Source organism: Terrisphaera buseokensis (genome assembly GCF_047521145.2).
In the GTDB taxonomy this organism is placed as follows: domain Bacteria; phylum Verrucomicrobiota; class Verrucomicrobiia; order Opitutales; family Opitutaceae; genus ER46.
Map to the genome: position 1 here is coordinate 5,754,110 of NZ_CM134186.1, position 22,962 is coordinate 5,777,071.

11 protein-coding genes are annotated in these 22,962 nt (G+C 66.4%); 10 read left to right on the forward strand and 1 reads right to left on the reverse strand.

All coding sequences use genetic code 11. The features are described 5' to 3' along the window. Nucleotides 1–209: 209 nt before the first annotated feature. A complete protein-coding gene (locus ACLJEU_RS21640; protein ID WP_414663833.1) occupies nt 210–2,246 on the reverse strand; it encodes a tetratricopeptide repeat protein in 2,037 nt (678 codons plus the stop codon). 259 nt (nt 2,247–2,505) lie between these two features. Between ACLJEU_RS21640 and ACLJEU_RS21645 the strand changes: the two genes are divergently transcribed. The 10 genes from ACLJEU_RS21645 to ACLJEU_RS21690 all read left to right on the forward strand — a co-directional run bounded on the left by ACLJEU_RS21645 (nt 2,506) and on the right by ACLJEU_RS21690 (nt 22,961). Then, entirely contained in the window at nt 2,506–5,112 is a 2,607-nt protein-coding gene (locus tag ACLJEU_RS21645) for a tetratricopeptide repeat protein (protein WP_414663834.1), read from the forward strand. Nucleotides 5,113–5,224: 112 nt separating this feature from the next. Further along, nucleotides 5,225–7,009 (forward strand): ShlB/FhaC/HecB family hemolysin secretion/activation protein, encoded by a 1,785-nt coding sequence (locus ACLJEU_RS21650; protein WP_414663835.1) that lies wholly within the window; start codon nt 5,225–5,227, stop codon nt 7,007–7,009. Between the two features lie 24 nt (nt 7,010–7,033). Beyond that, nucleotides 7,034–8,080, forward strand: coding sequence for a hypothetical protein (locus tag ACLJEU_RS21655; RefSeq protein WP_414663836.1), 1,047 nt, complete (start codon nt 7,034–7,036; stop codon nt 8,078–8,080). Between the two features lie 22 nt (nt 8,081–8,102). Beyond that, complete coding sequence (locus ACLJEU_RS21660) at nt 8,103–11,333, forward strand: hypothetical protein (RefSeq protein ID WP_414663837.1); 3,231 nt, start codon at nt 8,103–8,105, stop codon at nt 11,331–11,333. Next, nucleotides 11,330–14,038: a glycosyltransferase family 9 protein gene (locus ACLJEU_RS21665; RefSeq protein ID WP_414663838.1), complete on the forward strand. Its 2,709-nt coding sequence runs from the start codon at nt 11,330–11,332 to the stop codon at nt 14,036–14,038. The genes ACLJEU_RS21660 and ACLJEU_RS21665 overlap by 4 nt, the downstream gene beginning before the upstream one ends. Continuing rightward, nucleotides 14,035–16,440: a glycosyltransferase family protein gene (locus tag ACLJEU_RS21670; RefSeq protein WP_414663839.1), complete on the forward strand. Its 2,406-nt coding sequence runs from the start codon at nt 14,035–14,037 to the stop codon at nt 16,438–16,440. Before ACLJEU_RS21665 ends, ACLJEU_RS21670 begins: the two co-directional genes overlap by 4 nt. 424 nt (nt 16,441–16,864) lie before the next feature. Further along, the gene (locus ACLJEU_RS21675) at nt 16,865–17,797 is read left to right on the forward strand and encodes a glycosyltransferase family 2 protein (RefSeq protein ID WP_414663840.1); all 933 of its coding nucleotides are present in this window, start codon (nt 16,865–16,867) and stop codon (nt 17,795–17,797) included. A 36-nt stretch (nt 17,798–17,833) separates the two neighbouring features. Beyond that, nucleotides 17,834–19,963, forward strand: coding sequence for a hypothetical protein (locus ACLJEU_RS21680; protein WP_414663841.1), 2,130 nt, complete (start codon nt 17,834–17,836; stop codon nt 19,961–19,963). A gap of 379 nt (nt 19,964–20,342) precedes the next feature. Beyond that, a complete protein-coding gene (locus ACLJEU_RS21685; protein WP_414663842.1) occupies nt 20,343–21,329 on the forward strand; it encodes an NAD-dependent epimerase/dehydratase family protein in 987 nt (328 codons plus the stop codon). A gap of 12 nt (nt 21,330–21,341) precedes the next feature. After that, nucleotides 21,342–22,961, forward strand: coding sequence for a hypothetical protein (locus ACLJEU_RS21690; protein WP_414663843.1), 1,620 nt, complete (start codon nt 21,342–21,344; stop codon nt 22,959–22,961). The last annotated feature ends 1 nt before the right edge of the window (nt 22,962 follow it).

The following is a 22,962-nucleotide window of genomic DNA, read 5'->3' on the forward strand; positions in this document are numbered from 1 at the left end:
AGCTAAGCAGTTTGTGACTTGATTACGCCTAACATAACCAGCTGATGGAAGAAACCGGGGCACAGGCAAGGAGAATTTGCCCGTGATCAATGGGCGGATTTGGGTGATTTTTCCCACTTCGAGGCCAAGGAAAGCGGCCCGGTCCTGATCATCTCCCAACCCCCGTTCGACAGTTGCGCAGCTGACTCGTCCCGTCACTGCAGACCGATTCAACGACTCCCGGGAGCGGTCAGCTGCCAGCGTTGGCGCAGGCCCGCGTCACCGGGCTGGAGTTCGAGGGCGGCGCGATAGTGGGCGTGGGCGGCCTCGCGCCTCCCCTGCTGCACGGCCAGGTCGCCCAGCGCCTGCAGGGCCTGAACGAAGTCCGGCTTCTGCCGCACCGCCTCCTCCAAGTGTAATTGGCCCCGGGCGGTGTCACCCATTTGGACGAGTGTAATCGCGATGTTAAAGTGCGCCTCGGGGTAGTTCGGCTGGAGTGAGATCGCCCGTTCCAGTCGCGTGCGCGCGTCGGGCAACCGACCCAGCAACCGCAACGCCACCCCGGCGTTCATCTCTGCCTCGGGGTAGGCCGCCACGAGCGACGCCGCCGTATCGTAATGCCCCAACGCCTCGGCAAACCTGCCTTGGTAAAGGAGCGCGTTCCCCGCGCTGTTGTGAATCGCCGGCAGGTCGGGAGCCAGGCGATGACCTTCGCCGGCCAGGGTGAGCGCCTGCTCGAACCGGACCTGCGCCTCCGCCGGCTTTCCGGCCTGAAGGAGAGCGTTGCCCAGGTTGCTGAGCGCAGAAATGAAATCCGGCTTGAGGCGCAGCGCCTCGTTGAAGGACTGGACGGCGAGGTCCGCCTGGCCCAGGCGGTGAAACACAATCCCCAGGTTGTTGCGCGCCTCGGCGAATTCCGGCCGCAGGGCGAGCGCCTGTTCGAAGCGTTGGCGGGCGAGCAAGAGGTTGCCCGCCTCAACGGCAGCCTCCCCAAGATTCGCGAAGGACCGCGGGTTGAGGGGCCGCTTGGCGGCGTTATCCTCCCAGAGCCGAACCCGGTCGCGGAAGATTTCGTTGCGGCGGTACGTCGTACCCAGCAGCGCGAGGCCGGCCGTCAGCCCTAGCAGCCAGATTCCCCGGCCCAACAGCGTGAAACCGGTGACCACGAGCAGCACCACCAGCGGGGCTGACGCCAGATAGACGCGATTTTCGGCGATCGGCTGGGTCGCAATCGGCACGACGGTCGACGTCGGGGCCAACACCACCAAAAACGCCACCAGGGCAAACCCGAGGCGTGGCGCTCGCCAAAAACAATAGCCGGTCCCGGCGACCCATGCGCTTAACCCGGCGACAAAGGCCGCCGTCCGACCGAACGAAACAGGAGCCAGCGGACCGTAGTCGAAGATCAAGGGCGACGGCCAGACGATCAGCTTGAGGTAGGTCAGAACGGCCTCGCATTCGGTCAGGGCGTAGCGCCACCACGTGATGCCAAGGCCGAATCCCACTTCGCGATGCGACAGGCCTGCCATCAGGAGCGCCAGCCAACCCCAGGAGGCGGCCAGTCCGGCGTAATACCAACGTCGCCGCAGCAGCGCGGCCTTGAAGGAACCCGCCACAAAACACGCATCAAAGAGCAAGACGAGCAAGGGCGCGGTCACCATGCCCTCCTTGCTTCCGATTCCCAGCCAGCAGGCGACGACTGAAAGCACCCACCACTGCCGGCCGCCGGATGTCGCCCCGCGAATGAAGGCATAGACCGTCGCGAGGTAGAAAAACGCCATCAGCAGCTCGGTGCGCTGCGAGATGTAGCTCACCGCCGCGCTCAGCAGCGGGTGGACGGCCCAGAGGGCGGCGGCGAGGGCCGCCAGCGGCAAGGCCTGCATGGCCACCCGCCGTGTCGTCACGGACGCCGGGCTGGCGTGCGACCCGAGCAGGAGAAACGTCCGTCGCACGACGCCGAACAGGAGGAGCGCCGACAGGGCGTGCAGCCCGAGATTCACCGCGTGATAACCCCACACCCCGGTGCCGCCCACGGCGTAGTTCAACGCGAACGTCAGGTTGGCTACGGGACGTCCGGCCACCGTACATTCAGCGGGAGGTGAAAACACCGGACCCAGCGGCCACAGGCTGCGGATCGACGGATTATTTGTGATCGCCAGCGAGTCGTCCAACACCAGCGGCCCGTGCAGGCTGTTGTGGTAGGCCAGCACGGCGGCGATGACGACCAGAGTGCCGGCCCACGGAAGGGAACTTCGAGTATCAGACAACGGGAGAAGTGGTTCTTCACCGATATCTGAGCGGCCTGCGCGATGAGCGCCAGTCTCGAAAGTGCCGCCAGCGGGTCGCTGGCGAGGAATCTCCGCCGGCTCAAAATGATCCCCGGCGCGTTTTTCGCTCGGCAATTCCCGGGCGCTCGATTCAACCCGAGGGCGCATTTCTCCGTGACAACCGCCACTCTCCACGCCTGACGCCCTCTGCGATCCGCTCGCTGCCTCCTTTTTTCACGCGCTTCGCAGCCTTTCCTACATGCAACTCAGTCAAGAAAGTTATCGCACGCGCTGGTTGGTACTCGTCGGCGTCTGGACCCTGATTGGCGCAGCACTTTTTTCCCAGGCTCGCATCATCCGCGACTACCTCGACGTGGTGGGCCAGCTGGGTTCCCGGGGCGGCGCTCCCGCTTCCGCACCTTTGATGCAGGCTTACCCGGCTTTCGCGGCCGATGCCCAAGTCTGGGTTCGCCACGCTCTCACGCTCATTGAAGGGGATCAAATCCAGCTGCGCTACACGACCATCGACAATGCCCCGGCGGGACGCGAGGTGCACTGGAACTCAGCTTGGGCCTGGGCGATCGCAGGCGCCGGAAAAATCCACCACCTGTTCACGGGACAGCCGATCACGGCGTCGGTGGAAAAGGCCACGATCTGGCTGACCCCATTCACGCTGTTTGCCCTGGTCGTGATCATTTCCTCCTGGGCCACGCGGCATGCCGGCCTGATCGCCGGCGTCGTGGTGGCCGTGGCCATGGGGTGTCACGATCGCATTTTTGAGGGCTTCTTTCCGAGCTACGTCGATCACCACGGCCTGCTCACGGTCGCCGTTCTGGGCATGGTGTTTGGCGCCGTGTGCATGGGCGGAGGCTGGTGGCAGGAACCGGGGGAAAGCCCGGTTCACATCCTGGCGGACTCACCCGCCCGCGCCCGCAAGGCGGCGGGATTTTCCGCCATCTGTGGCGCCTGTGGACTCTGGGTGAGCGCAGCGTCGACCATTCCGCCCATCGCCATCGTTGGCATCGCCGGGCTCCTGGCCACGCTGCTGCACGGCAAGGCCGCGCTTGAGCAGGGATCGCGTTTCGATCCGCAGGTTTGGCGGCACTGGGGTCGCGTCGGCGGCGCCGTGAGTTTGTTTTTCTATCTGCTGGAGTACTTCCCGTTTCACCTCGGGGTGCGGCTGGAGCCGAATCATCCGTTTCACGCGCTCGCGTGGTTCGGTGCCGGCGAACTCATCGCGGAAATCAGCGAGCGTTCCCTTCGCCCCGCCGGCGAACGCTGGACGAACCTGAAGGTCCTGATCTGGCCCCTGCTGGCCGTCGCCGTCGCGCCGGTCACGATGATCGTCGGCGGAGCGAAAGTGATAGCGTTCATCGACCCGTTCATGGCCCGGTTGCACAGCGACTACATCCAGGAGTTCCTGCCGCTCTGGCGAACGCTCCGGATCTTCGACGCCAAAGGGGTGTTTCAACTTGTGGTGGTCGCAAACGTGCCGCTCCTCCTGGGCGTGGCCACGCTGAGCTTCCGACGCCGGGAGAACCCGATCGTCCTCTGGTTCGCAACCATTGCCACCTTCTTCTTCATGGCGATGGCGTGGTGGCAGTCACGCTGGCTGCTGAATTCGACCGGCATTCAGATTTCCCTGGGATTGCTTCTGCTGGCCATCTGGACAACCCGATCGCGGGCGTGGGTCCGCTGGACCGCCGCGCTGGCGATGGTCGGCGTGCTCTATGTGCCGACTTCCCTGCTGCGCCTGTACAGCTCGCGCGCCGACGTCGCAGCGCGCCGCGTGGCTCCGCGCGATGCGGGCGCGGCACTGAACCGCGACATCGCCGCCGCCCTGCGCAACTCCCAACCGACCGGCGAGATCACGCTGCTCAGCAGCCCCAACGCATCGACGGGCATCGGCTACTACGGCCGCTTCAAAACCCTCGGCACGCTTTATTGGGAGAACACCAGCGGTCTGAAGGCAGCTGCGGCGATCCTCGGTGCGCGGACCGAAGCCGAAGCGGCCAGGTTGATCAAAGTGCACGGCGTGACTCACGTGGCGATTGTCGCCGACGAGAATTTCATCGAACAGTATTTCCGCCTGCTCAACCCGAAGGCGACCAACGACGAGGTGCGCAGCTGCTTCGGCTTGAAGCTGCTGATGGACCGGACGGTGCCGCAGTGGCTGCAGATGATTCCGTATCGCATTCCGGATGATCTGCGTTCGCTCAACGCGAACGTCATGCTCTTCAAGGTCAACTTCGATCAAAACGTGTTTCAGGCGATGTATAATGTGGCCCTGACCCAAATCGCCAATGAGGCGATCGACGATGCGGATCGCACCCTTGATGCCCTCATCAAGCAGGTGCCCCAGGCGTACGAACCCTGGCTGCGCAAGGGCGAGCTGCTGATCCAGCGGCGGAACTTCGAAGCGGCGGCGGAACACCTCTTCAAGGGCATCAGCCTCGCGCCGGCGAACGATCGCACGACGCTCTACATCGCCAGTGCCGGCCTGTTCTACGGGCTGCAGCGCCACGCCGACGCGATCCGTTTCTATCGCGCCGGACTGGCGGAGGGCTTCCACCCCAGTCTCGCCATCTACCTCGCCTGGATACTTTCGACCAGCAGCTTCGACGACGTGCGCAACGGTCGCGAAGCGCTGGAGCTGGCTCAGGCGGCGCTGAAGACCGACCCGAATTCCGCGACCTACCTCAATGGCGTGGCTGCCGCCCTGGCGGAACTGGGACGCTATCAGGAAGCGCTCAGCATCATGGATCAGGCGGTCGCCAGCGCGACGATTCGAAATGAAGCGGCGTTGCTCCGCGACAGCCAGGAGCGCATCGCGCTTTATCGCTCCCAGAAGCCGCTGCGCAAGTGAGCCGGTGGCGCCGGGCCCGACGAGGGTCCGCCACCTGCGACGCAGCCGGCAACGGCGTTCAGTCCAACGTTGCAATGAACATTTGAAAAACCCAGAGGTCTCCGTTCGCCCGATGATCATCTTCAGCCGTATCCGTCGCCTTGCGTGCCTCGCCGCGGGCACCTGTGTGCTTCTCCGCCTTTCCGCGCTGGGAGCCACCCCTTCGGATGCGCCGGCCGCAATTCCTGCCACCACCGCCGCCCCTCCGGCAGCACCCGCGGCCCCGGCCGTGGCGGGCCACGTGCTGAGAAAGATTTGGATTTCCGAAAGCGTGGAAACCGCGGAGAAATTCTCGCCGACGGCCGGTGAATTCGTGGTGCTCGCGCCCTCGCTGCCGCCCATGGACGCGGCCGAGCTGAACCGGCGTCTCGCGATCGGCGACGGTCGGGTCATCGACGAACGGCTGCTCGCCGCCATCGCCCAGGTCATCGAGCTTTTCTTCCGCCAGTTCGACTATCCCGCGGCCCAGGCGATCATTCCCAACCAGAACATTTCAACCGGCATCCTGCGGGTGATCGTCCTGACGGGAACGAAGAGCGAACCCGTGACCGCCGCCACGCGGTGGAAAATTCGCAACATCAAGATGGATGGTGCGCGCTGGTTCAGCGAATCGCTCCTCCGCGAGAAGCTCCGGATCGAGCAGGGCGGCATGGTCCAATTCGGTGAACTCGATCGCGCCATCAGCTGGACCAACAACAACCCGTACCGCCGGGTGCAAGTGAAGTTGGAACCGGTGCCGAACACCGGCGAAGCCGATCTCATCATCGCCGTGAAGGAGGCATTGCCGCTGCGCGTCGTGACCAGCTACGACAACACCGGCAACGTCGCCATCGGCAAGAGTCGCTACGCCGCGGCGGTGAGCTACGCGAATCTCTGGGGCCTCGATCACCAGGCCTCGTACCAGTTCCTCACCACGGATCAGCCGAAGTTCTTCAAGGCGCACGGCATCGACTACCGCATTCCGCTCCGCTGGCGCCACTACCTCCAGTTCAGCGCCTCCTACGTCCAGGCCCGGCCCGAGTTTTATGAAGGGCTCTTCGTGCAGGAAGGCGAGACGGTCACGAGCGATCTCCGCTACTCCATTCCGGTCCGCGCGGGCGACAATCCCATCGATGTCTACGCCGCGATCAATTTCAAGGAGAGCAACAACAACCTGGCGTACGGCGGCACCTCGGTCCAGGCGACCAAGACCGACATCTTTCAGCTCACCTTGGGCGGTTCACTCGTGCGTCGCGACAAGCGCGGCGCCTGGGCCTTCGGCGCCACGGTGACGGCGAGCCCCGGCGGCATCAATTCGCGGAACTCCGACCGGGCGTTCGACGCCAATCTCTTCGACCGCCGTCTCGATAGCGCCCGTTTCGGGGCCAAGGCGCGCTACATCTACGGCGGCGTTACCTTCCAGCGGCTCCTGAATCTCGCTCCCGGCTGGGACTTCTTTGCCCGCGGTGCCGGCCAGGTCTCACAAGCCAATCTGCTGGCCAGCGAACAGCTCAGCATCGGCGGCGCCTCGAGCGTCCGCGGCTACAACGAGAACATCTTCTCCGGCGATCACGGTTACGTCTTCTCCAACGAACTCCTCGCCCCCGCGATCAAACTCCAGCTGCCCAAGCTGTCGAAATCACGCGGTCCGCTCGAAACCCGCTTCATCGGCTTCTTCGACGGCGGCAACACCGCCGTGCGCCACAAGTTCGCCATCGACCCGAAACGCGTCGCCCTCGCCGGCGCCGGTCTCGGCCTGCGCATGACGCTGGCCACGAATTTCTCGCTCAACGCCGACTACGGCTGGCAGGTCAACCGCCTGCCCTACCCCGTCGAGGAACGCTCGCGCGGTCACATCCGCGCCATGCTCGCCTTCTGACGCGATTCGCCCCACACGTTGCGGGTGCGGATCCATCTCGGTCACCACTTCTACGGCGCAGGCAACCTCGGCGACGATTTCATGCTCGCCGGGTTCCTGGTGGCCCTGCGCAGTCTCGCCCCGTCCGCCACGTTCAGCTGCTGCGTGCCGTTCCCGCTCGCGCCGCTCCGGCAGCGTTTCCCGACGATCGACTGGCAGCCGTACGATCCTGACGCCCGCAGCCGCTGCATCGCCGCCTGCGACGTCTGGCTCGGCCTCGGCGGCTCTCCGTTTCAAAGCGCCCTGTCTCGCTGGTTCGTCGACCATCTCATCGGCGACGCCCGGCTCTGCACGCGTCACGCCCGGCCAATGTACTTCCTCGGCGTCGGTGTGCAGTCCGCGGACGAACTGAAGCTCCCGGAAATCCAGCAGCTCTGCGGCCAGGCGTCGCACATCTGGACGCGCGACGCCGCTTCGGCCCAACGTCTGCGTTTGCTGCCCAAGCCTCCCGCCATCGATCCGTCCGCCGATCTCGCGCACGTGTATTTTCGGACGTATCCGCTGCCAGCAGCGAAAGCCGGCCGGGTGACGCTCGTGGCGAATTTTGACTACGGCCCATGGCCGGGGCAGACGGCCTGCCTCGACGCCCTACGCCACCTCCACGCGAGCGAGTACTGCTGGCTCGCGCAGGAATCGCGCGACCTTCCGGGCGCCGAACGCGCGCTGTACGCCGCCCTGACCGACGCGGAGCGAACGCGGTGGCAACTGGTGTCGCCGGAGCAACCCGGAGCCGCGCTTCCCGCCGTGATGACGCTCTGGCCTTCAGGCGAATGGCTCGTGACGTCACGCTATCACGCCGCGCTTGCAGGCGCGTGGGCCGGCTCGAAGATCCTCGTCGTGACCACCAACGAAAAACTCCGCGCCGCCGCCCGCGAACTGGGCACCCCGGTGATCGCCCCCGATGCCAGCGAGGGCACCACCGCGGACGCGCTCGCCACCGCCCGCCCGCAGCGTCCACCGACCGCCCTCGCCGATCACGCCTGGGCCTCCTGCGCGGCCTTCGTGCGGTCCGCAGTTGCGCACCGGCGTTGAAGTAGCGTAGGCAGAACGGTTCATGGCGGCACTCGCGCTCTCCTTTGCGTTTCTCCTGTTCACGGCCGGACTCGGCCGGGCAGTGCTGGCGCTATGCGGATGGCGCGGCGGAGTGCTCCGGGCCTGGCTGCTGGCCCCCGCCACCGGCCTCGCCGTCGTCGTGCTCGCAGTCATGGTGCTCAACCAGGCCGGCCTGCCCGTCCGGGCCTTTGCGTGGCCGCTCACCCTCGGGCTCGCCGTCGCGGCCGCGGGCATCTTCGTCTGGCGCCGTCCGATTTTCCCCCTCAAGGCCCTCGCGCCGTTCGTTGCCGTCGCGGTGTTTTCCCTCCTCTGGACCGGCTGGCCGCTTCTTCGCTTCGGCTTCGGCTGGCTGAGCTACGTCAACGACGACTACGTCAACTACTGCTTCGCCGCCGAACGCTTCATGGACTACGGCTTCTGGCGCGTCCCGACGCTCGAGGAGCTCGGCGGCACCGACGTCTCCCAGTATTACTGGTTCATGCATGTGCCGGGACTGATGCGTTTCGGCAGCGAGCTCACCCTGGCCTGGGTCGCAGCGCTCACGGGCATCAAGTCGCTCGGCATCTTCATGCCGGTGATCATCGGGCTCGGGATGATCCAGTTGGCTTCCACGGCCGCGCTCGTGCTGCACCACGGACGCTGGCGGCGGCGGGCGCTGATCACGTGCGCCCTGCTCGCCATCAGTCCGCTGTTCATGCTCGGCACGCTGTATCAGCTGATCGCGCAGGTGGGCGGGCTGGCCCTGTTGCTGGCGGTGACGGCCATCCTCACCGGCCGCCTTCCGTCCGCCCGCAAACGCATCGTGCCGCACGTGCTGGTCCTCGCAATCGTCGGTTCCGCCATCGCGGTGTTCTATCCGGAAGTGACCGCGTTCGCCGTGCTCACGGCCGTGATCGCCGCGACCATTGACGGCGTGCGCCGACGCGCCGTACCGACGCTCCGCATCACCCTGGTCGTCTACGGTCTGCTTGGCGTCATCCTGCTGCTGCGCCACAACACGCTGTCGTACGTATTCACGATCATGTTGCAGATGGGATCGGGCTTCAAGAGCGTCGACCTGTCGCTCTCGCTGTTCCCGTATTTCATGATCCCGACGGGCCTGGCGAACCTGTTCGGCCTGATGCCGCTGTCGGTCAATTTCGCCGAGCCCATCGCCTCGATCACGATCCTCGGCGGACTGGCGGCCATCGTCATCGCGCTGGTCTTCGCCCTCCGCGAATCCTGGCGCGCCGCGCCCATCGGCGTGCTGCTGCTCGTGCAATTCGTCCTCGCGATCAAACTGATGCGCTCGGGCAACGATTTCGGCCTCTACAAGATCGCGATGTTCATGCAGCCCGCCCTCGCCGGCGCGCTCGCGGTCGCGCTGCTCAGACTACCCTGGTCACGCGTCACCGCGCCGCTCGGCGTGCTCGTCGCCCTCGCCTGCTGCGCGCCCACGGCGTTGTTCTACACCCGCGTTTCCCAGGGCGAAAAGGCCGGTGGCATCACCGAGGCCAAACTCGCCTCCATTCTCGGCACGCAGCTGCCCGCCACGCCCCCGCGCGCCCGCCTGCTCGCCGACATCAACAACCTCGTCGCCGCCAAGGTCGCCGCGCTCGAGGCCCGGGGCACCGACTTGCGTTTTCTCTCGCGCGATTATTACCAGCAAATCGCGCCGATCGAGTATGAGATCCTCGGTGACACCCTGATCGGCTTCCACCCGCGCTTCGCCGATCTCCTGCGCACGCGCGCGATGCTCGCGAAACGCGACGAAGCCACGATCCGCGTGCACACGGTGTTTGAAAACACGCCGTCAGTGACGTCGTTCCGCGCCCCGGCGCTCGACTTCAACCGGCAGGATTCGACCGACGTCTATCTCACGCTCGATCCGTCGCTCGGTCTCTTCAACAAGTTCGAGGTCGCGCCGGGCGTGAAGCCGGCTTCGTTCTTCAAGGCCATCCCGGCCGCGGATGCCCACAATCATCTCGTGTTCATGCACACGGGCCGCGGCAACCACTACTACCTCGGTGACCGCAACCGCATCGCGATCTATCAGCCCGAGGCCGATCCCTACACGACGCGCCAGGACATCACGGGCCTCGGGCAGTTCCTGCTGCTGCGCGTCGAAAAGCCCGACGAAGAATTCTACCTGCGCATCTCGGCGACAAAGACGTTCATGGGCGGCGGCCACACGTCGTGGTCGCCCGGCTCGAAGATCCTCGGCGCGAAACCGGTCCCGCTCGCGTTTCCCGGCAACGGCGCGGTGAACCGGATAGTCGGTCCGATTCGCCCGATCTTCCGCGACGGCGCCGCCTACATCGCGATCGATTTCAACGAACTGCCCGTGCAGTTCCCGATCAAGCGCACCGGCCTGCAGTCACTTTACCATCCTCAGGTGCCGCTCGATTCGCGCAAGCTCGTCGCGTACGGCCGCGACATCTCCGCGCTCTCCGCCGCGCAGGCCGCCGCGCTCGAGCGGCCTTCAAAGCTCACCCGCTTTCCTGATGATCTGCTCTTCGCGCGCGGCCTGGAATTTTCCGGCATCTACGAGGACGGCTGGTTGTCACCGGAAAGCGATTTCATCCTCGGCGGCGGCGGTCCCGACGCCTGGGTGCGCGTCCGCGGCTTCGTGCCGGAGATGGCCAAGGGCAACTTCGGCGCCGGCACACTGCAAATCACCCTCGCGAGCGGCACCGTCGAAGTCCCCGCCGCCGTCGGATCGTTCGACTGGCTGCTGCCGGTGGGCTCCAGCGATCGCGCCGCGCGCATCGGTCTGCGTTTCACCACCAGTGCGCCGTTGCCGAGCGGCGACGACCGGCCCGTCGGCGGCAAACTCGAGTGGATGGAAGTGTTTCCCTCGCTGCCGACGCACCTCTTCGAGTTCGGCAAGACCACCTCCGCGCGCCTGGCCTCCACCGGGATCGATCAGGACGGCTGGTTCGCCAAGTCCGCCACGATCCAGCTGCCGCCGTTTCCGTCCGCGCACGACATCATCCTGACGTTCGAGTATCCAGGTTGGAGTGACACAAAGGAGACGACTGTCACCGCGCACTGGCCCGGCCAGTCCGCACCCGTCGCACTGAAACTCGTGCCCGGCAGTCCGGCCACCATGCGTGTCCGCCTGCCGGCCTCGGCCAAGCCGCGCACGCTGCGGTTCGAAGCGGCCAACGATTTTCCGCTCGCGGCCCCCGACACGCGTCGCCGCTCCGGCCGCCTCGTCCAGTTGGAACTGCAGCCCGCGCTCCAGCCGTGAACGCGTCCACCGCCCCGGCACCCCGCGCTGCCCTCATTCTCAAGATCGACACGCTCGGTGATCTGATCGTGTTCGCGCCGGTGCTCGCGAGCCTGCGCGCCGCGTGGCCGTCCACGCGTTTCTGCGTGTTGATCCGCCGCGCGTACCTCGACCTCGCGCCACTGCTGGTGCCGACCACCGGCTCCACGAACGACCTCGCGATCGAGTGGCTCACGACCACGCTCGATCCGTTTGCCCAGGGACCGGAGGCGGATCCCGCCGAAGTCGGCCGGCTGCGCGAGCTCGTCACGGCGCTGCAACCCGACCTTGTGGCGGCCGCCACCTCGCGCCGCAACTGGCTCGAGGTCGCGCTCGCCGCCGCCGCACCGCACGCCCGGCGCGTGGCGCTCGGTGCCTCCGGCGACGACGAATTCTTCGCCACCCGGCTGCGCGTCGCCCTCGGCTTGCACGCCGACCGCGTTTTCGCCGAGCAGATTCCGGTCGCGGCCGACGAACCCGACTGGCGCAGCAATTTTCAGCTCGCCGACGCCGTGATCGGCCAGCCGGTGGAACGCAACGCCCCGGCACTAGCCCTCGACGCCGCCACGCTCGGGCTCACCGCGGGATTTCTGCAGCAGCACGGACTCACCGCCGGTCGCTACGTCGTGTGCGCCGCCGCCGGCTTCGCCAACGTGCGGCTCAAGACCTGGCCCGCCGAACGCTTCGCCGCCGCCCTGCAGTATCTGCGCGAGCACTACCGCCTGCCGGTGGTCCTCGTCGGCCACGAATCCGAGCGCGCATATCTCGATCCGCTGCTGCGGCAGCTTGGCACCGGTGCGTCCGCGACGCTGCCCGCCGCCGCGCTCTGGATCGGACGCGAAGGCTCGCTGCCGGAACTCGCCGCGCTGCTCGCGCACGCCGCGCTCTTCCTCGGCAACGACACCGGCGCGATGCACCTCGCCGCAGCGGTGGGCGTCCCGGTCGTAGCCATTTTCGGCGGCGGCACGTGGCCGCGTTTCATTCCCGCCGCCCGCCGCGGCGCCGCGGTGGTGCATCCGTTGCCGTGTTTCGGCTGCGGCTGGGATTGCGCGTTTGGCGATGCGCCCTGCCTCGGCGCGATCACGACGGCCGACGTTTGCGCCGCCCTCGATCACGCGCTCGATGCCTCGAACGTGTTTCGCGTCATGACCGTCGCTCACGTCTCGGCCGAGACGCAGACGCTGATGGGCCAGGTCGCACGTCGTCACCGCGAAACCCAGGCCGGCCATCTCGCCCGCCAGCACAAGCTCGAGGAACTCACCGCGCTCTCCCGGGAGAAGGACGGCGAGATCGCGGCGTTGAAATCCGTCTGCGACGAACGGGAGAAGACGATTTTCATCCTCGACGGCCACGTCCGAAATTTTCAGGCGGAGAACGCCGCGATCAAGGCCGACAAGGCCGTGCTCGAGAAAACACTCCAGGCGCTCCCGGCCGACGCCGCGAAGTCCGCCCAGACCATCGCCGATCTCGTGGTGCACATCCGCAACATCGAGGCCCTGCTCAAGCACCGGGACGGCGAACTCAAGGAGCTGACGACGTCCGGCCAGAACCGCGCCCGCGGCCTGCATGATCTCGAGCAGGCGAAGGCCTACGGCCGGTTGCTCGCGCAGAAGGACATCGCGCTGCAATCGCTGCACGAGGGTCTCGCCGCCCGCGACCAGGCCATCGCCCGCCTCGCCGCCGAGTCCAACGGCTTCACCGCCGCGCTGCGCAAGCTCGGCCTCGCCCTCGCCGTGCTGTGGCGGGAAAAGGTCTGGCGCCCGTTCGACACGTGGCGCTTCCAGCGCGTTGTAGGGGATTATTGGATGCAGCTCGGCATCCTGCGCCACTACGCGCCGCGGCCGTTGCGCTGGGACGAACGTCTGCCCGGCCCGCGCCTGCCCGACGCCGCGCTCCCGCAGGTCGCCGTCGTCACGCCCAGCTACGGCCAGGAACGCTTTGTCGAGCGCACGCTGCGGAGCGTCCTCGATCAGGTGTATCCGAAACTCGTTTACGTCGTGCAGGACGGCGGCTCCCGGGACCGCAGCCCGGCCATCATTGCCAGCCACGCCGCGCGGCTGCACCACTGGGAGTCGGTGCCGGACAAGGGCCAGGCCGACGCCATTCACCGTGGCTTCGCCCACGTGAACGGTGCGCTCGGCCCGGATGACATCATGGCCTGGCTCAACTCCGACGATCTGCTCGCCCCCGGCTCGCTACGTTTCGCGGCCGAGTACTTTGCCCGGCACCCGGACGTCGATGTGATCTACGGTCATCGCATCATCATCGACGACGAGGATCGGGACGTCGGTCGCTGGATCATGCCGCGCCACCGCCGGGAAACGCTCGAGTGGATCGACTACGTCCCGCAGGAGACACTGTTCTGGCGCAAACGCGCGTGGGACCTCGCCGGCGGCATCGATCCGAGTTTCCAGTTCGCCCTCGACTGGGATCTGCTCGCCCGCTTCCAGCAGGCCGGCTGCCGGATGGTGCGCGTGCCGTACTTCCTCGGCGCGTTCCGCGTCCACGCCGAACAGAAGACGTCCCAGGCTATCCACACCACGGGCGCCGACGAGATGCGCCGGATCCGGACCCGTTTCCACGGGGAACGGCAGGATGATTTCGCGACCATCAACCGCCACGCCCGTCACGCCCGCTTCTGGGGCGCGATCACCGCGCGGCTCCACGAAGTCGGCATTCGCTGGTGAACTCACCCCCGCAGGCCACGCCGAAAATGGCGCCACCCGGCGGGGGTAACACCGCCGGCGTTTCCACGCTGCGCAGGCTCTGGTTCGGCCTGATCATCATAGCGACACTCGCGTACTATTTCTGGACGGCGATGACCTCGCCGGGCGGGCCGCCGCGCATCCACGGCCGCGAGTCCGATCATTTCAACCTGCTCAGCCGCGGCCTGCGCAACGGTCATCTCCACCTCGATCAGGAAGTTCCCGCCGGACTCCTGCAGGCGCGCAACCCCTACGATCCCAAGGCCCGGCCCGGCGTGGCCGTGCTGCACGACGCCAGTTTCTACCAGGGCAAGTACTACATCTATTTCGGCCCCGCGCCGGTCGTCACCCTGCTCCTGCCCTTCAGCCTCGTGACCGGCAGCGATCTGCCCGTGCCGTATGCGGTGTGGCTATACTCGAGTTTCGGATACGCCGCGCTGCTCGGCCTTTTTTTCTTTCTGCAACGCCGCCACTTTCCCGCCGCGGGCCTGCTCACCATGACCGCCGCGCTGATCGCCCTCGGCGGCGCCAGCCTGGTGGTGACGTTGCTGCGGCGCGCCCACATCTGGGAACTCTCCGGCGCGAGCGGTTTCGCGTTTTTCTCCGCAACCCTGTACTGCCTCGGCCGCGCGCTGCACTCGTCGTCGCGCGCCACCGCCTGGGCCACGCTCGGCGGCCTCATGCTCGGCCTCGCGGTGGCGTCGCGGCCCACGTATCTCCTCTGCAGCGTGCTCTTCGCCCTGCCGCTGGTGCTTCGACCGGGCTGGATCGCCGGTCGCAACGGCTACACCTGGCGGGCGCTCACAGGCGCCGCGATCCCCTGCACCCTGATCGTCGCGGTCCTGCTCGCCTACAACTACGCCCGGTTCGGCAGCCCGCTGGAGTTCGGCCTGCGCTACCAACTCACGTCGGTAATCGAGAGCGAATCGCGGCACTTCAGCCTGAGCTACGTGCCGTTCAACTTTCACGTCTACTTTCTCTCGACGCTCCGCTGGATCGGCCAGTTCCCGTTCGTCAACGGCATCGCGCTGCCGCCGCTGCCGCCCGGTCACGGCGGACACGAGTACACCTTCGGACTCCTGCCCAACCTGCCGTTTTCACTCTTCAGTTTCGTCGTGATCGCGGGATTGCTGCTCGGTCGCTTTCGGCGCGCACTGCCGGAACCGCTCCGGCTGACGCTCGGTGTGCTCATCGGTGCGGTCGTGATCAACGCGGCCCTTCTGCTCGTTTTCTTCGGCTCGTGCATTCGTTACATGGTCGACTTCACGCCGTGGGTGATGCTGCTGGCGGCGCTGGGCCTGCTGGCGGGTGAACGCGAGCTGCGCACCGCTTTCGCGCTCCGACTCTGGCGCGCCGCGGCGCTCGGACTGGCCCTCGTCTCGTCGTTCACGGCCGCGGCCGGCGTCGTCAACTTCTACGACCTCGTGCGCGGCGAACCATCGCTCGCCTATCGTCCGGTGGCACGCGCGCTCAATCGCCCGGTGCACTGGCTGCAACAGCAACGCTGGCCCGAGTATGGCCCGCGGGAGATCGCGTTCACGCTGCCCGCCGACCGCACGCCGCGCCAGGAAGTGCTCGTGACGCTTGAGCGCGACGGCCGCCAAACCGCCGTCGTCTTCGTCGACACCCTCAACGACCGGAAAATCCGCTTCGGCTACCGCGAGAGCGCGCGCCCCAAGACGATCACGTATTCGCCCGCTGTCTTCGCCCCGGCCGGTGCGAGCGCCACGCTGCGGCTCAGCATCGGCGGGCCCTACGCCGAGTTCAACGGCGTGCGAGGACGGCTGCGCGCGCAGTTTGACGGTGTGCCCTTCTGGGATGTGCCGGTCGTCGGCTTTGACGTGTACCCGGGAAAGCTGACCATCGGCCCTGACGCCACTTCGCCCGATCTTGCGCGCTTCTCCGGCACGATCGAGGCCGTGCGTCCCATCGTCATGCCGGAAATCGCGCGACCGCTCGTCGCCGGCATCCGGGCGCGCGTGGACATCAAGCCGGAGATGGTCGGACGCGCCTATCCGCTGGTCACGACCGGCCAGACGAAGGCGGGCGATCTGTTCTTCATCCGCGTCCACGACAACCGGACGATCACCTTCGGCTACGATCACTGGGGCGACGCCACGATCGTTTCCCCGCCCGTGCCCACCGCCCCCGGCGAGACGCGCGTCGTTGAATTCTGGGTACCGGCGCTCTCCACCGCGGAAGCGAACCCGATCCTGCTCGTCAAGGTCGACGGCGTCACCGTGTGGGAGCAGCCCGCCGCCGCCTATCCCGTCACACCGGAGACGATCTTCGTCGGCCGCAACCCCATCGGCGGCAGCACGTGCGAACTGACGATCGAGCACACGGTGTTTGAAGACCTGCAGTTGCCCTTGGCGAAGCGGTAAGGCGGTGAATTCAGAAGCCAGGAAGCCATGAGCCTTCCTTTGCCTGGATTTGAACCACGAAGACACGGAGACACAGAGGCTGAGACCAATCTCCCGGCAAGGATTGGACTCAGCCCTGCGGCTACCGCGCGATGGCGCGAAATATTCCCTCAGCGGATTTTCTCTGTGCCTCTGTGCCTTCGTGGTTTACCTGCCTCCCGGATCTGGATGCCCGGAAGCAGTCCGCGCTGCAGGTCTGGGCGCGGCACGCTTTTAATTCAAAAGCCAGGAAGCCATGAGACCTCTCCTGGTTTCCTGGCTTCTGAATTGACCGCTCCACACCCGCGCACGGCCCGGATTTCTCCCGATTCCGTGGTTTCGGAATCACGGCGAAAAATTTGTGCTGAAGTGCCCGCGGGAGTTGGTCACTCCTTACGCCATCTCCATGCTCCTCAGCATCGTCGTTCCGGTTTACAAGGAAGAGAAGAACGTCCCCGAATTTCTTCGGCGGCTGCGTCCGCTTCTTTCCGCCATCACGGAAGACTACGAGATCATCTTCTCGCTCGACCCCTCGCCGGACCGTACCGAGGACGTCATCCTCGAACACCGCGCCTCCGACGAACGGATCAAGCTGTTGAAATTCTCCCGGCGCTTCGGCCAGCCGATGGCCACGCTGGCCGGCCTGGAGTATTCCGCGGGCGACGCCGTGATCGTGATGGACGTCGATCTCCAGGATCCGCCGGAACTGCTGCACCAGATGGTGGCGAAGTGGCGCGAGGGCTTCGACGTCGTGCTGCCGCAGCGGCTGCATCGCACCGGCGAACCGTGGATCAAGAAGGTCGTGGCCGCGACGGGCTACAAGGTGATCAACAAGATCGCGGACGTGCGCATTCCGTCCAACACCGGCGACTTTCGGCTGATGTCCCGCCGCGTGGTCACGGAAGTCGTGCGGCTCAAGGAAAGCCACGGTTTCCTGCGCGGCATGGTGGCCGTGGTCGGCTTCAAGCAGGCGTTGATTCCCTTCGACCGGCCGGCGCGCTTTGCCGGCGAGACCAACTACAACCGCTTCCTCGGTTCGCTGCGCATCGGCTTCAACGGCATCTTCTGCTTCTCGACCTACGCGCTTTCGCTCAGCACGTGGCTGGGGTTCCTCATCGCGGGTTTCTCGTTTCTGCTGATGGCCGTCTACCTTTTCTACAAACTCATGGGCTGGCCGATCGTCTGGGGCAACCCGACGCTCGTCATGCTCATCGCGTTTCTCGGCGGCATCCAGCTGATCAGCGTCGGCATCCTCGGCGAATACATCGGACGCATCTACGAGGAGGTGCGCTCGCGGCCGAAGTTCATCGTCGATCGCGCCGAGGGCTTCAAACGCTGACCGCGTTTGGCCGGTGACGCCTCCCGCGGCTTCCGCATGACGCATCGCTCCCTCTGGCTGCGTGGACTGATCGCGTTCGCGGTGGCTGTCACCGTCGCACTGCTGTCGTTGCAGCGCTATCGCGCGCCACTGCCGTCGCCGCTGACGCTCGATCTCATCCTCGACGCACCCGCGGCGGGCCGCGTTGAACCGCTGATCACGGCGGGGCGCACCGGTGCCGGCGATTTCCTTTTCGTTCGGTTGCACGACGCCTCCACGGTGACATTCGGCTACGAGTCGTGGGGCGAACCAGGACGCTTCTCGCCACCGGTGAAAATTCCCGCCGGCGGCCGCATCCGGCTCGTGATCGAGACGCCGGGTCTGACGCTCGTCCGCGGCTCGTTTCGCCCGCCCACCGATCGGTTGCGCGTGACGGCGGACGGCGTCGAGGTGTTCAACGCCAAGGTGCACGCCTTTGTGCGCGAACCAGACGCGATCTTCTTCGCGGCCAATCCCATCGGCGGCACCGCGTGCGCGGCGGCCCTCAAGGGACAGCTGCTCCTCACGGACGGGCGCGAGTTGCGCGGCGCGCCCGCCGTGCTCGACACTTGGCGCGCGCGGATGGCCGGCTGGTTGCTCGTGACCCGCTGGCCGGCCTTCGGGGCGATCGCACTCGGCCTCGCGGTGTTTCTGGTGTCGCGGTGGCTTCCCGGCCTGGGCGCACCTTCAAGCCGCGGCGAATCGTTCGGGTGCCATTTCGCGGCGGCGTGCCGTGCGCATCGCGTCTTCGTGGTCGTCGCGACGCTTGCCACGTTCGTCTTCGCGTGGCGCGTGAGCTATGGCACCCTGAACCTCACGCAGCCGGAGACGTTCGGCGAGTTCTACGACTTCCAGGCGGAAAGCCTGCTGCAGGGCCGGCTCGATGTGCCGTGGGAGGCCATCGGCGGCGAGGCCTTCGTGTATCGCGGAAAAAACTACGGCTACTTCGGCGTCACGCCCGCGCTCCTGCGCCTCCCCTTTGTCATCTTCGACGTGCAGTTCGGCCGGCTCACGCGGCTGCTCATGGTCGCCTACTTCGCCGCCACGCTGCTCGGGTGCTATCTCCTGCTGCGCACCGTGCGCACGCTCGCCGGCCAGGGCGACGGCCCCCCGCCGGCGTGGGCCACGCTGAGCGTGGTCGGGGGCGCGGGCCTCGGCAGCACGCTCTTCTACCTCGGCAGTCGGGCGTATGTGTACCACGAGGCGATCCTGTGCGGCGTGATGTTCGCGGTTTTCGGCTGCTGGGCCGCGTTGCGGCACGGGCGTGAGCCCGCCACGCGCGCTTGGATGATCTCACTCGCCTGCGGCGTGCTCTCGGTGCACGCGCGACCGCCGACAGGTTTCTTTGCGCTCACGTTCCTCGGCGCGATGGCCGCGGCGGTGCTGATGGCGCGATGGCGGGAACGTGCGACCTTGGTGCGTCAGCAGGTGCTCATCGGCGCGCTGTGCGGTGCCGGCGTGTTCAGTTTCAATCTCCTCAGCTACGCGAAATTCGAGACATTCGAGGGCTGTCCGCTGCGCTACAATGTCCAGTACGACGCCGCGCGCCTCGCCCGGATCGACGGCAAACAGTTTCACCTCGTGAACCTGCCCATCGCGATCGACACGTATCTCATCCGGCCGAACTTCCGCTTCGAGGCCGCGTTCCCCTTTTTCTTCATCGGCACCGGCACGCCCGAACGCGAGTGGCGCAACACCAAGATCGACTACCACGACAAGACACTCGGATTTCCGTACGCGATGCCCGGGCTCTTCGGTCTCGCGACGCTCGGCAGCGTAGTGGCATTTCGGCGACTGCCCGCGCAACGCCTGGTGATTGCGGCCACCTGGGCGGCCGGCGTGCCGATGACCTTCGCCATGTTCGTCGCCATCGCGCTCACGCACCGTTACACGGCGGACTTCTGTCCCTTTCTGATCGTGGCCGCGGCATGGGGCGTCGTCGGCATCGACGCCGTCAGCCCGCCCTGGCGGAACCGCCTGCGCGCGGTCGCGCTCGCCGCGACCGTGGTGGCCGTGCTGATCACCTTCACCATCACGCTGCATCACCAGGGGAAGGAAGTCTGGGGCGTGCCGGATCATGTCCGCACCGACTATGCCGCGCTGCAGCGACGCGTGGATGCGTGGCTCGGGAAGAAACCAACGCCCTGAGCCTGAATCAGGCAGAAGTCCTCCCGCGAATCACGCGAACGGACGCGAATTTCCGGGGCCCGATCCCCTTCACCCACTTTCCACCCGTTGACCGGTTCAGGGCTCATACCAATCGCCCTTTGCCTTTGGACTTTAGCCGTGGCTACGAGCGCCAGCGAGTGGCCTAACGGCCACTCGCTGGCGCTCGTAGCCACGATCGATGCAGAAGTCCGAACGCAAGGAGCGATTGGTATCAGTTCTGTTTCTCCACATTCGCGTTCATTGGCGTGATTCGCGGGCCACAGCCGTGGTCCGGCCCCGGTTTCCCGCGATCGGCTCGGTCCGAAACATCGCAGGTTGCCCTCGCGCCACGACTGCCTCATCAGCTGGGGTCGCAGCCATGCATCACGTCTTCGTCACCGGCGCCGCCGGTTTTATCGGTTCGTCCCTCATCGATCGCCTGCTGGCCGACGGCCTGACCGTCACCGGCTGGGATAATCTGTCGACCGGACAGATTCGTTTCCTGGACGGCGCGCACCAGCAGTCGCGCTTCCGGCTGATTCGCGGCGACAACCTCGATCTGCCCGCGCTCACGGCCGCGATGAAGGGCGCCGACTTCGTGTTTCACCTCGCGGCCAACGCCGACATCCGCGACGGCTGGAAACATCCGGAAAAGGATCTGCAGCAAAACACCATCGCGACCTTCAACGTCCTCGAGGCCATGCGCGCGAACGGCGTCAAACGCATCGCGTTTTCGTCGACGGGCTCGGTCTACGGCGAAGCGTTGGTGACGCCGGACAAGCCCACGCCCGAGAACGACGTTTTCCCGATCCAGACCTCGCTCTACGGCGCGTCGAAGACGGCGGGCGAAGGCCTGCTCGCGGCCTATGCCGAGGGCGCGCAGATCGACGAGGCGTACATCTTCCGTTTCGTGTCGATTCTCGGCGAGCGCTACACGCACGGCCACGTCTTCGACTTCTACCAGCAGCTGGTGCAGCACCCCGATCACCTGCGCGTGCTCGGCAACGGGACGCAGCGCAAAAGTTATCTCTACGTGCAGGACTGCCTCGACGCCATGCTGCACGTCACGCGCCAGGCCACCGCACGCACGGCGAAGCATCACACGCAGATCTACAACCTCGGCACGCCGGAGTTCGTGCAGGTCAACGACAGCATCGGCTTCATCTGCGCGGCGCTCGGCGTGAAACCGCGACTCGATTACACCGGCGGCGACCGCGGGTGGATCGGCGACAATCCGTTCATTTTCCTCGATACGAAGAAAATCCAGGCGACCGGTTGGAAACCGAAGCTCACCATCGAGCAGGGCATCGTGCGCACGCTGCGCTGGCTTGAGGCCAATCGCTGGGTCTATGATGCACGCCACTGAGTCGTCGCCCCGATGCCCCTCCGGATTCCACCCCTGTTCCGTTCGTTCATCTTCTGGCTGCTCGTCGCGATTTTCGCCTTCGAGTTTTTCCTCTTCGATCACTACGGCGCGCGGCGCTTCACGGGCTTCTTCCCGCGCTGGCACGATCAGGTCCAGTATCTGACGGAGAGCTACACCGGCTATGAGTTCGCGCGATCACGCGGACTCTTCGCCGGCCTGTTGAACGCCCTGACGAATCCATCGTCGCAGGGCACGCTCCACGACTTTTTCACGCTGTTCACGTTCTCGTTTTCGAGTCCGTCCCGCAGCGCCGCGCTCTCGCTGAACATGGTCGCGCTGATCCTGTGGCAGGCGGCGCTCTTCTTCGCCGTCGTGCGCACGTCCGGCTCGCGGCCGCTTGCCTTCGCCACGGCGCTGCTGCCGCTGGTGCTCGCGGGCCCGTGGGAAAACATCCCGGGCTCCGCCTTCGATTTCCGGCTCGATCACCTGGCGATGTGCGCGATCGGCCTCGTCGCCGCCGCCGCGATTGCCGCCGACGGGTTCTATTCGCGCGCCGGCGCCACCTGGTTCGGCGTCGCCGTCGGCATCGCCGTGCTCACGCGCTTCCGCACCGGCCCCTACTTCGTGCTGATCTTCGCGGCGCTCGCCGGCTGGATTCTGCTCGGTCCGCCCGAACGCCGCACGCGCGGCCTGAACCTGCTGCGTGCAGCCGGCATCGCGGCGGTCATCGCCGTGCCAACGCTCTGGCTGAACTACGAGGCCATCGCCGCCGACTACGCGCCCGCCACCTACTTCGGTCCGGCCAGCGGGCTGCGCGGAGCCAACGCCGACGCGGGCGGGGCGATCACGTTTGTATTCGATCAACTGGGACGCCGTCATCTGGGCGTTTTCTTCGGCGTCATCGCGGTGGCCGGCACCCTCGCGCTCGCGGTGCTTCGCCGCACCGACCGCGAGCCGGTGAACCGCGACCTGTGGGGCTTGGGCGTCATTTTCCTGCTCGCGCCCGCCGTGGTTCTCGTCCTCCACCCGCAGAAGTCGGAGGTACTGACCAGCGCGCTCGTCCCCGGCGTGATCACGCTCGTCGTGGCCGCGTGGAGCGTCGCCTCCCGTCGCGCCGGGAGTCACGTGCGCGCAATCTTCGCCTCCGTGGTGACCGTGGCGGCGCTCGCATTTTTCATCCACAAGCAGGTGCCGCCCGCCTACACGCCCGCTGAGTTGATCGACCTCCGTCAGATCAACACCCTCGCCGTCAACCTCCAGACGCGCGCGCGGCTCGGCGGCCTGCGCGAGCCCAAGGTCTCCGTTGATCATGTCAGCGACGCCCTCGACGGTCGCGTGTTCGGTGTGATCGCCTACGAGCGCAAGCACGCCTGGCTGCCGTTCGAAACGCTGCTGCCCGCGGGCGTCGGCGAACCCGCCGCACCCGCGGTGATGGAGCGCCTGGCGCGCAGCGATTTCGTGCTGCTGACCGAACAGTCACCCGCGCAACACTACCCGTATGATCGCGCGATGACGGCGATGGCGCCAGACGTCCGCGCGTGGTGCGACGCGAATTTGCGCGCCACCGACCGCTTCACCCTGGCCGGCCGCAGCATGGTGCTTTACCAGCGACGCGAGATTCCGTTGCCTTGAG

Bases quoted from the DNA above. Each gene is read 5' to 3' on its own strand.
- ACLJEU_RS21685 (WP_414663842.1), top strand. From the start codon at position 20,343: ATGCATCACGTCTTCGTCACCGGCGCCGCCGGTTTTATCGGTTCGTCC.
- ACLJEU_RS21675 (WP_414663840.1), top strand. From the start codon at position 16,865: ATGCTCCTCAGCATCGTCGTTCCGGTTTACAAGGAAGAGAAGAACGTC.
- ACLJEU_RS21680 (WP_414663841.1), top strand. From the start codon at position 17,834: ATGACGCATCGCTCCCTCTGGCTGCGTGGACTGATCGCGTTCGCGGTG.
- ACLJEU_RS21660 (WP_414663837.1), top strand. From the start codon at position 8,103: ATGGCGGCACTCGCGCTCTCCTTTGCGTTTCTCCTGTTCACGGCCGGA.
- ACLJEU_RS21650 (WP_414663835.1), top strand. From the start codon at position 5,225: ATGATCATCTTCAGCCGTATCCGTCGCCTTGCGTGCCTCGCCGCGGGC.
- ACLJEU_RS21645 (WP_414663834.1), top strand. From the start codon at position 2,506: ATGCAACTCAGTCAAGAAAGTTATCGCACGCGCTGGTTGGTACTCGTC.
- ACLJEU_RS21690 (WP_414663843.1), top strand. From the start codon at position 21,342: ATGCCCCTCCGGATTCCACCCCTGTTCCGTTCGTTCATCTTCTGGCTG.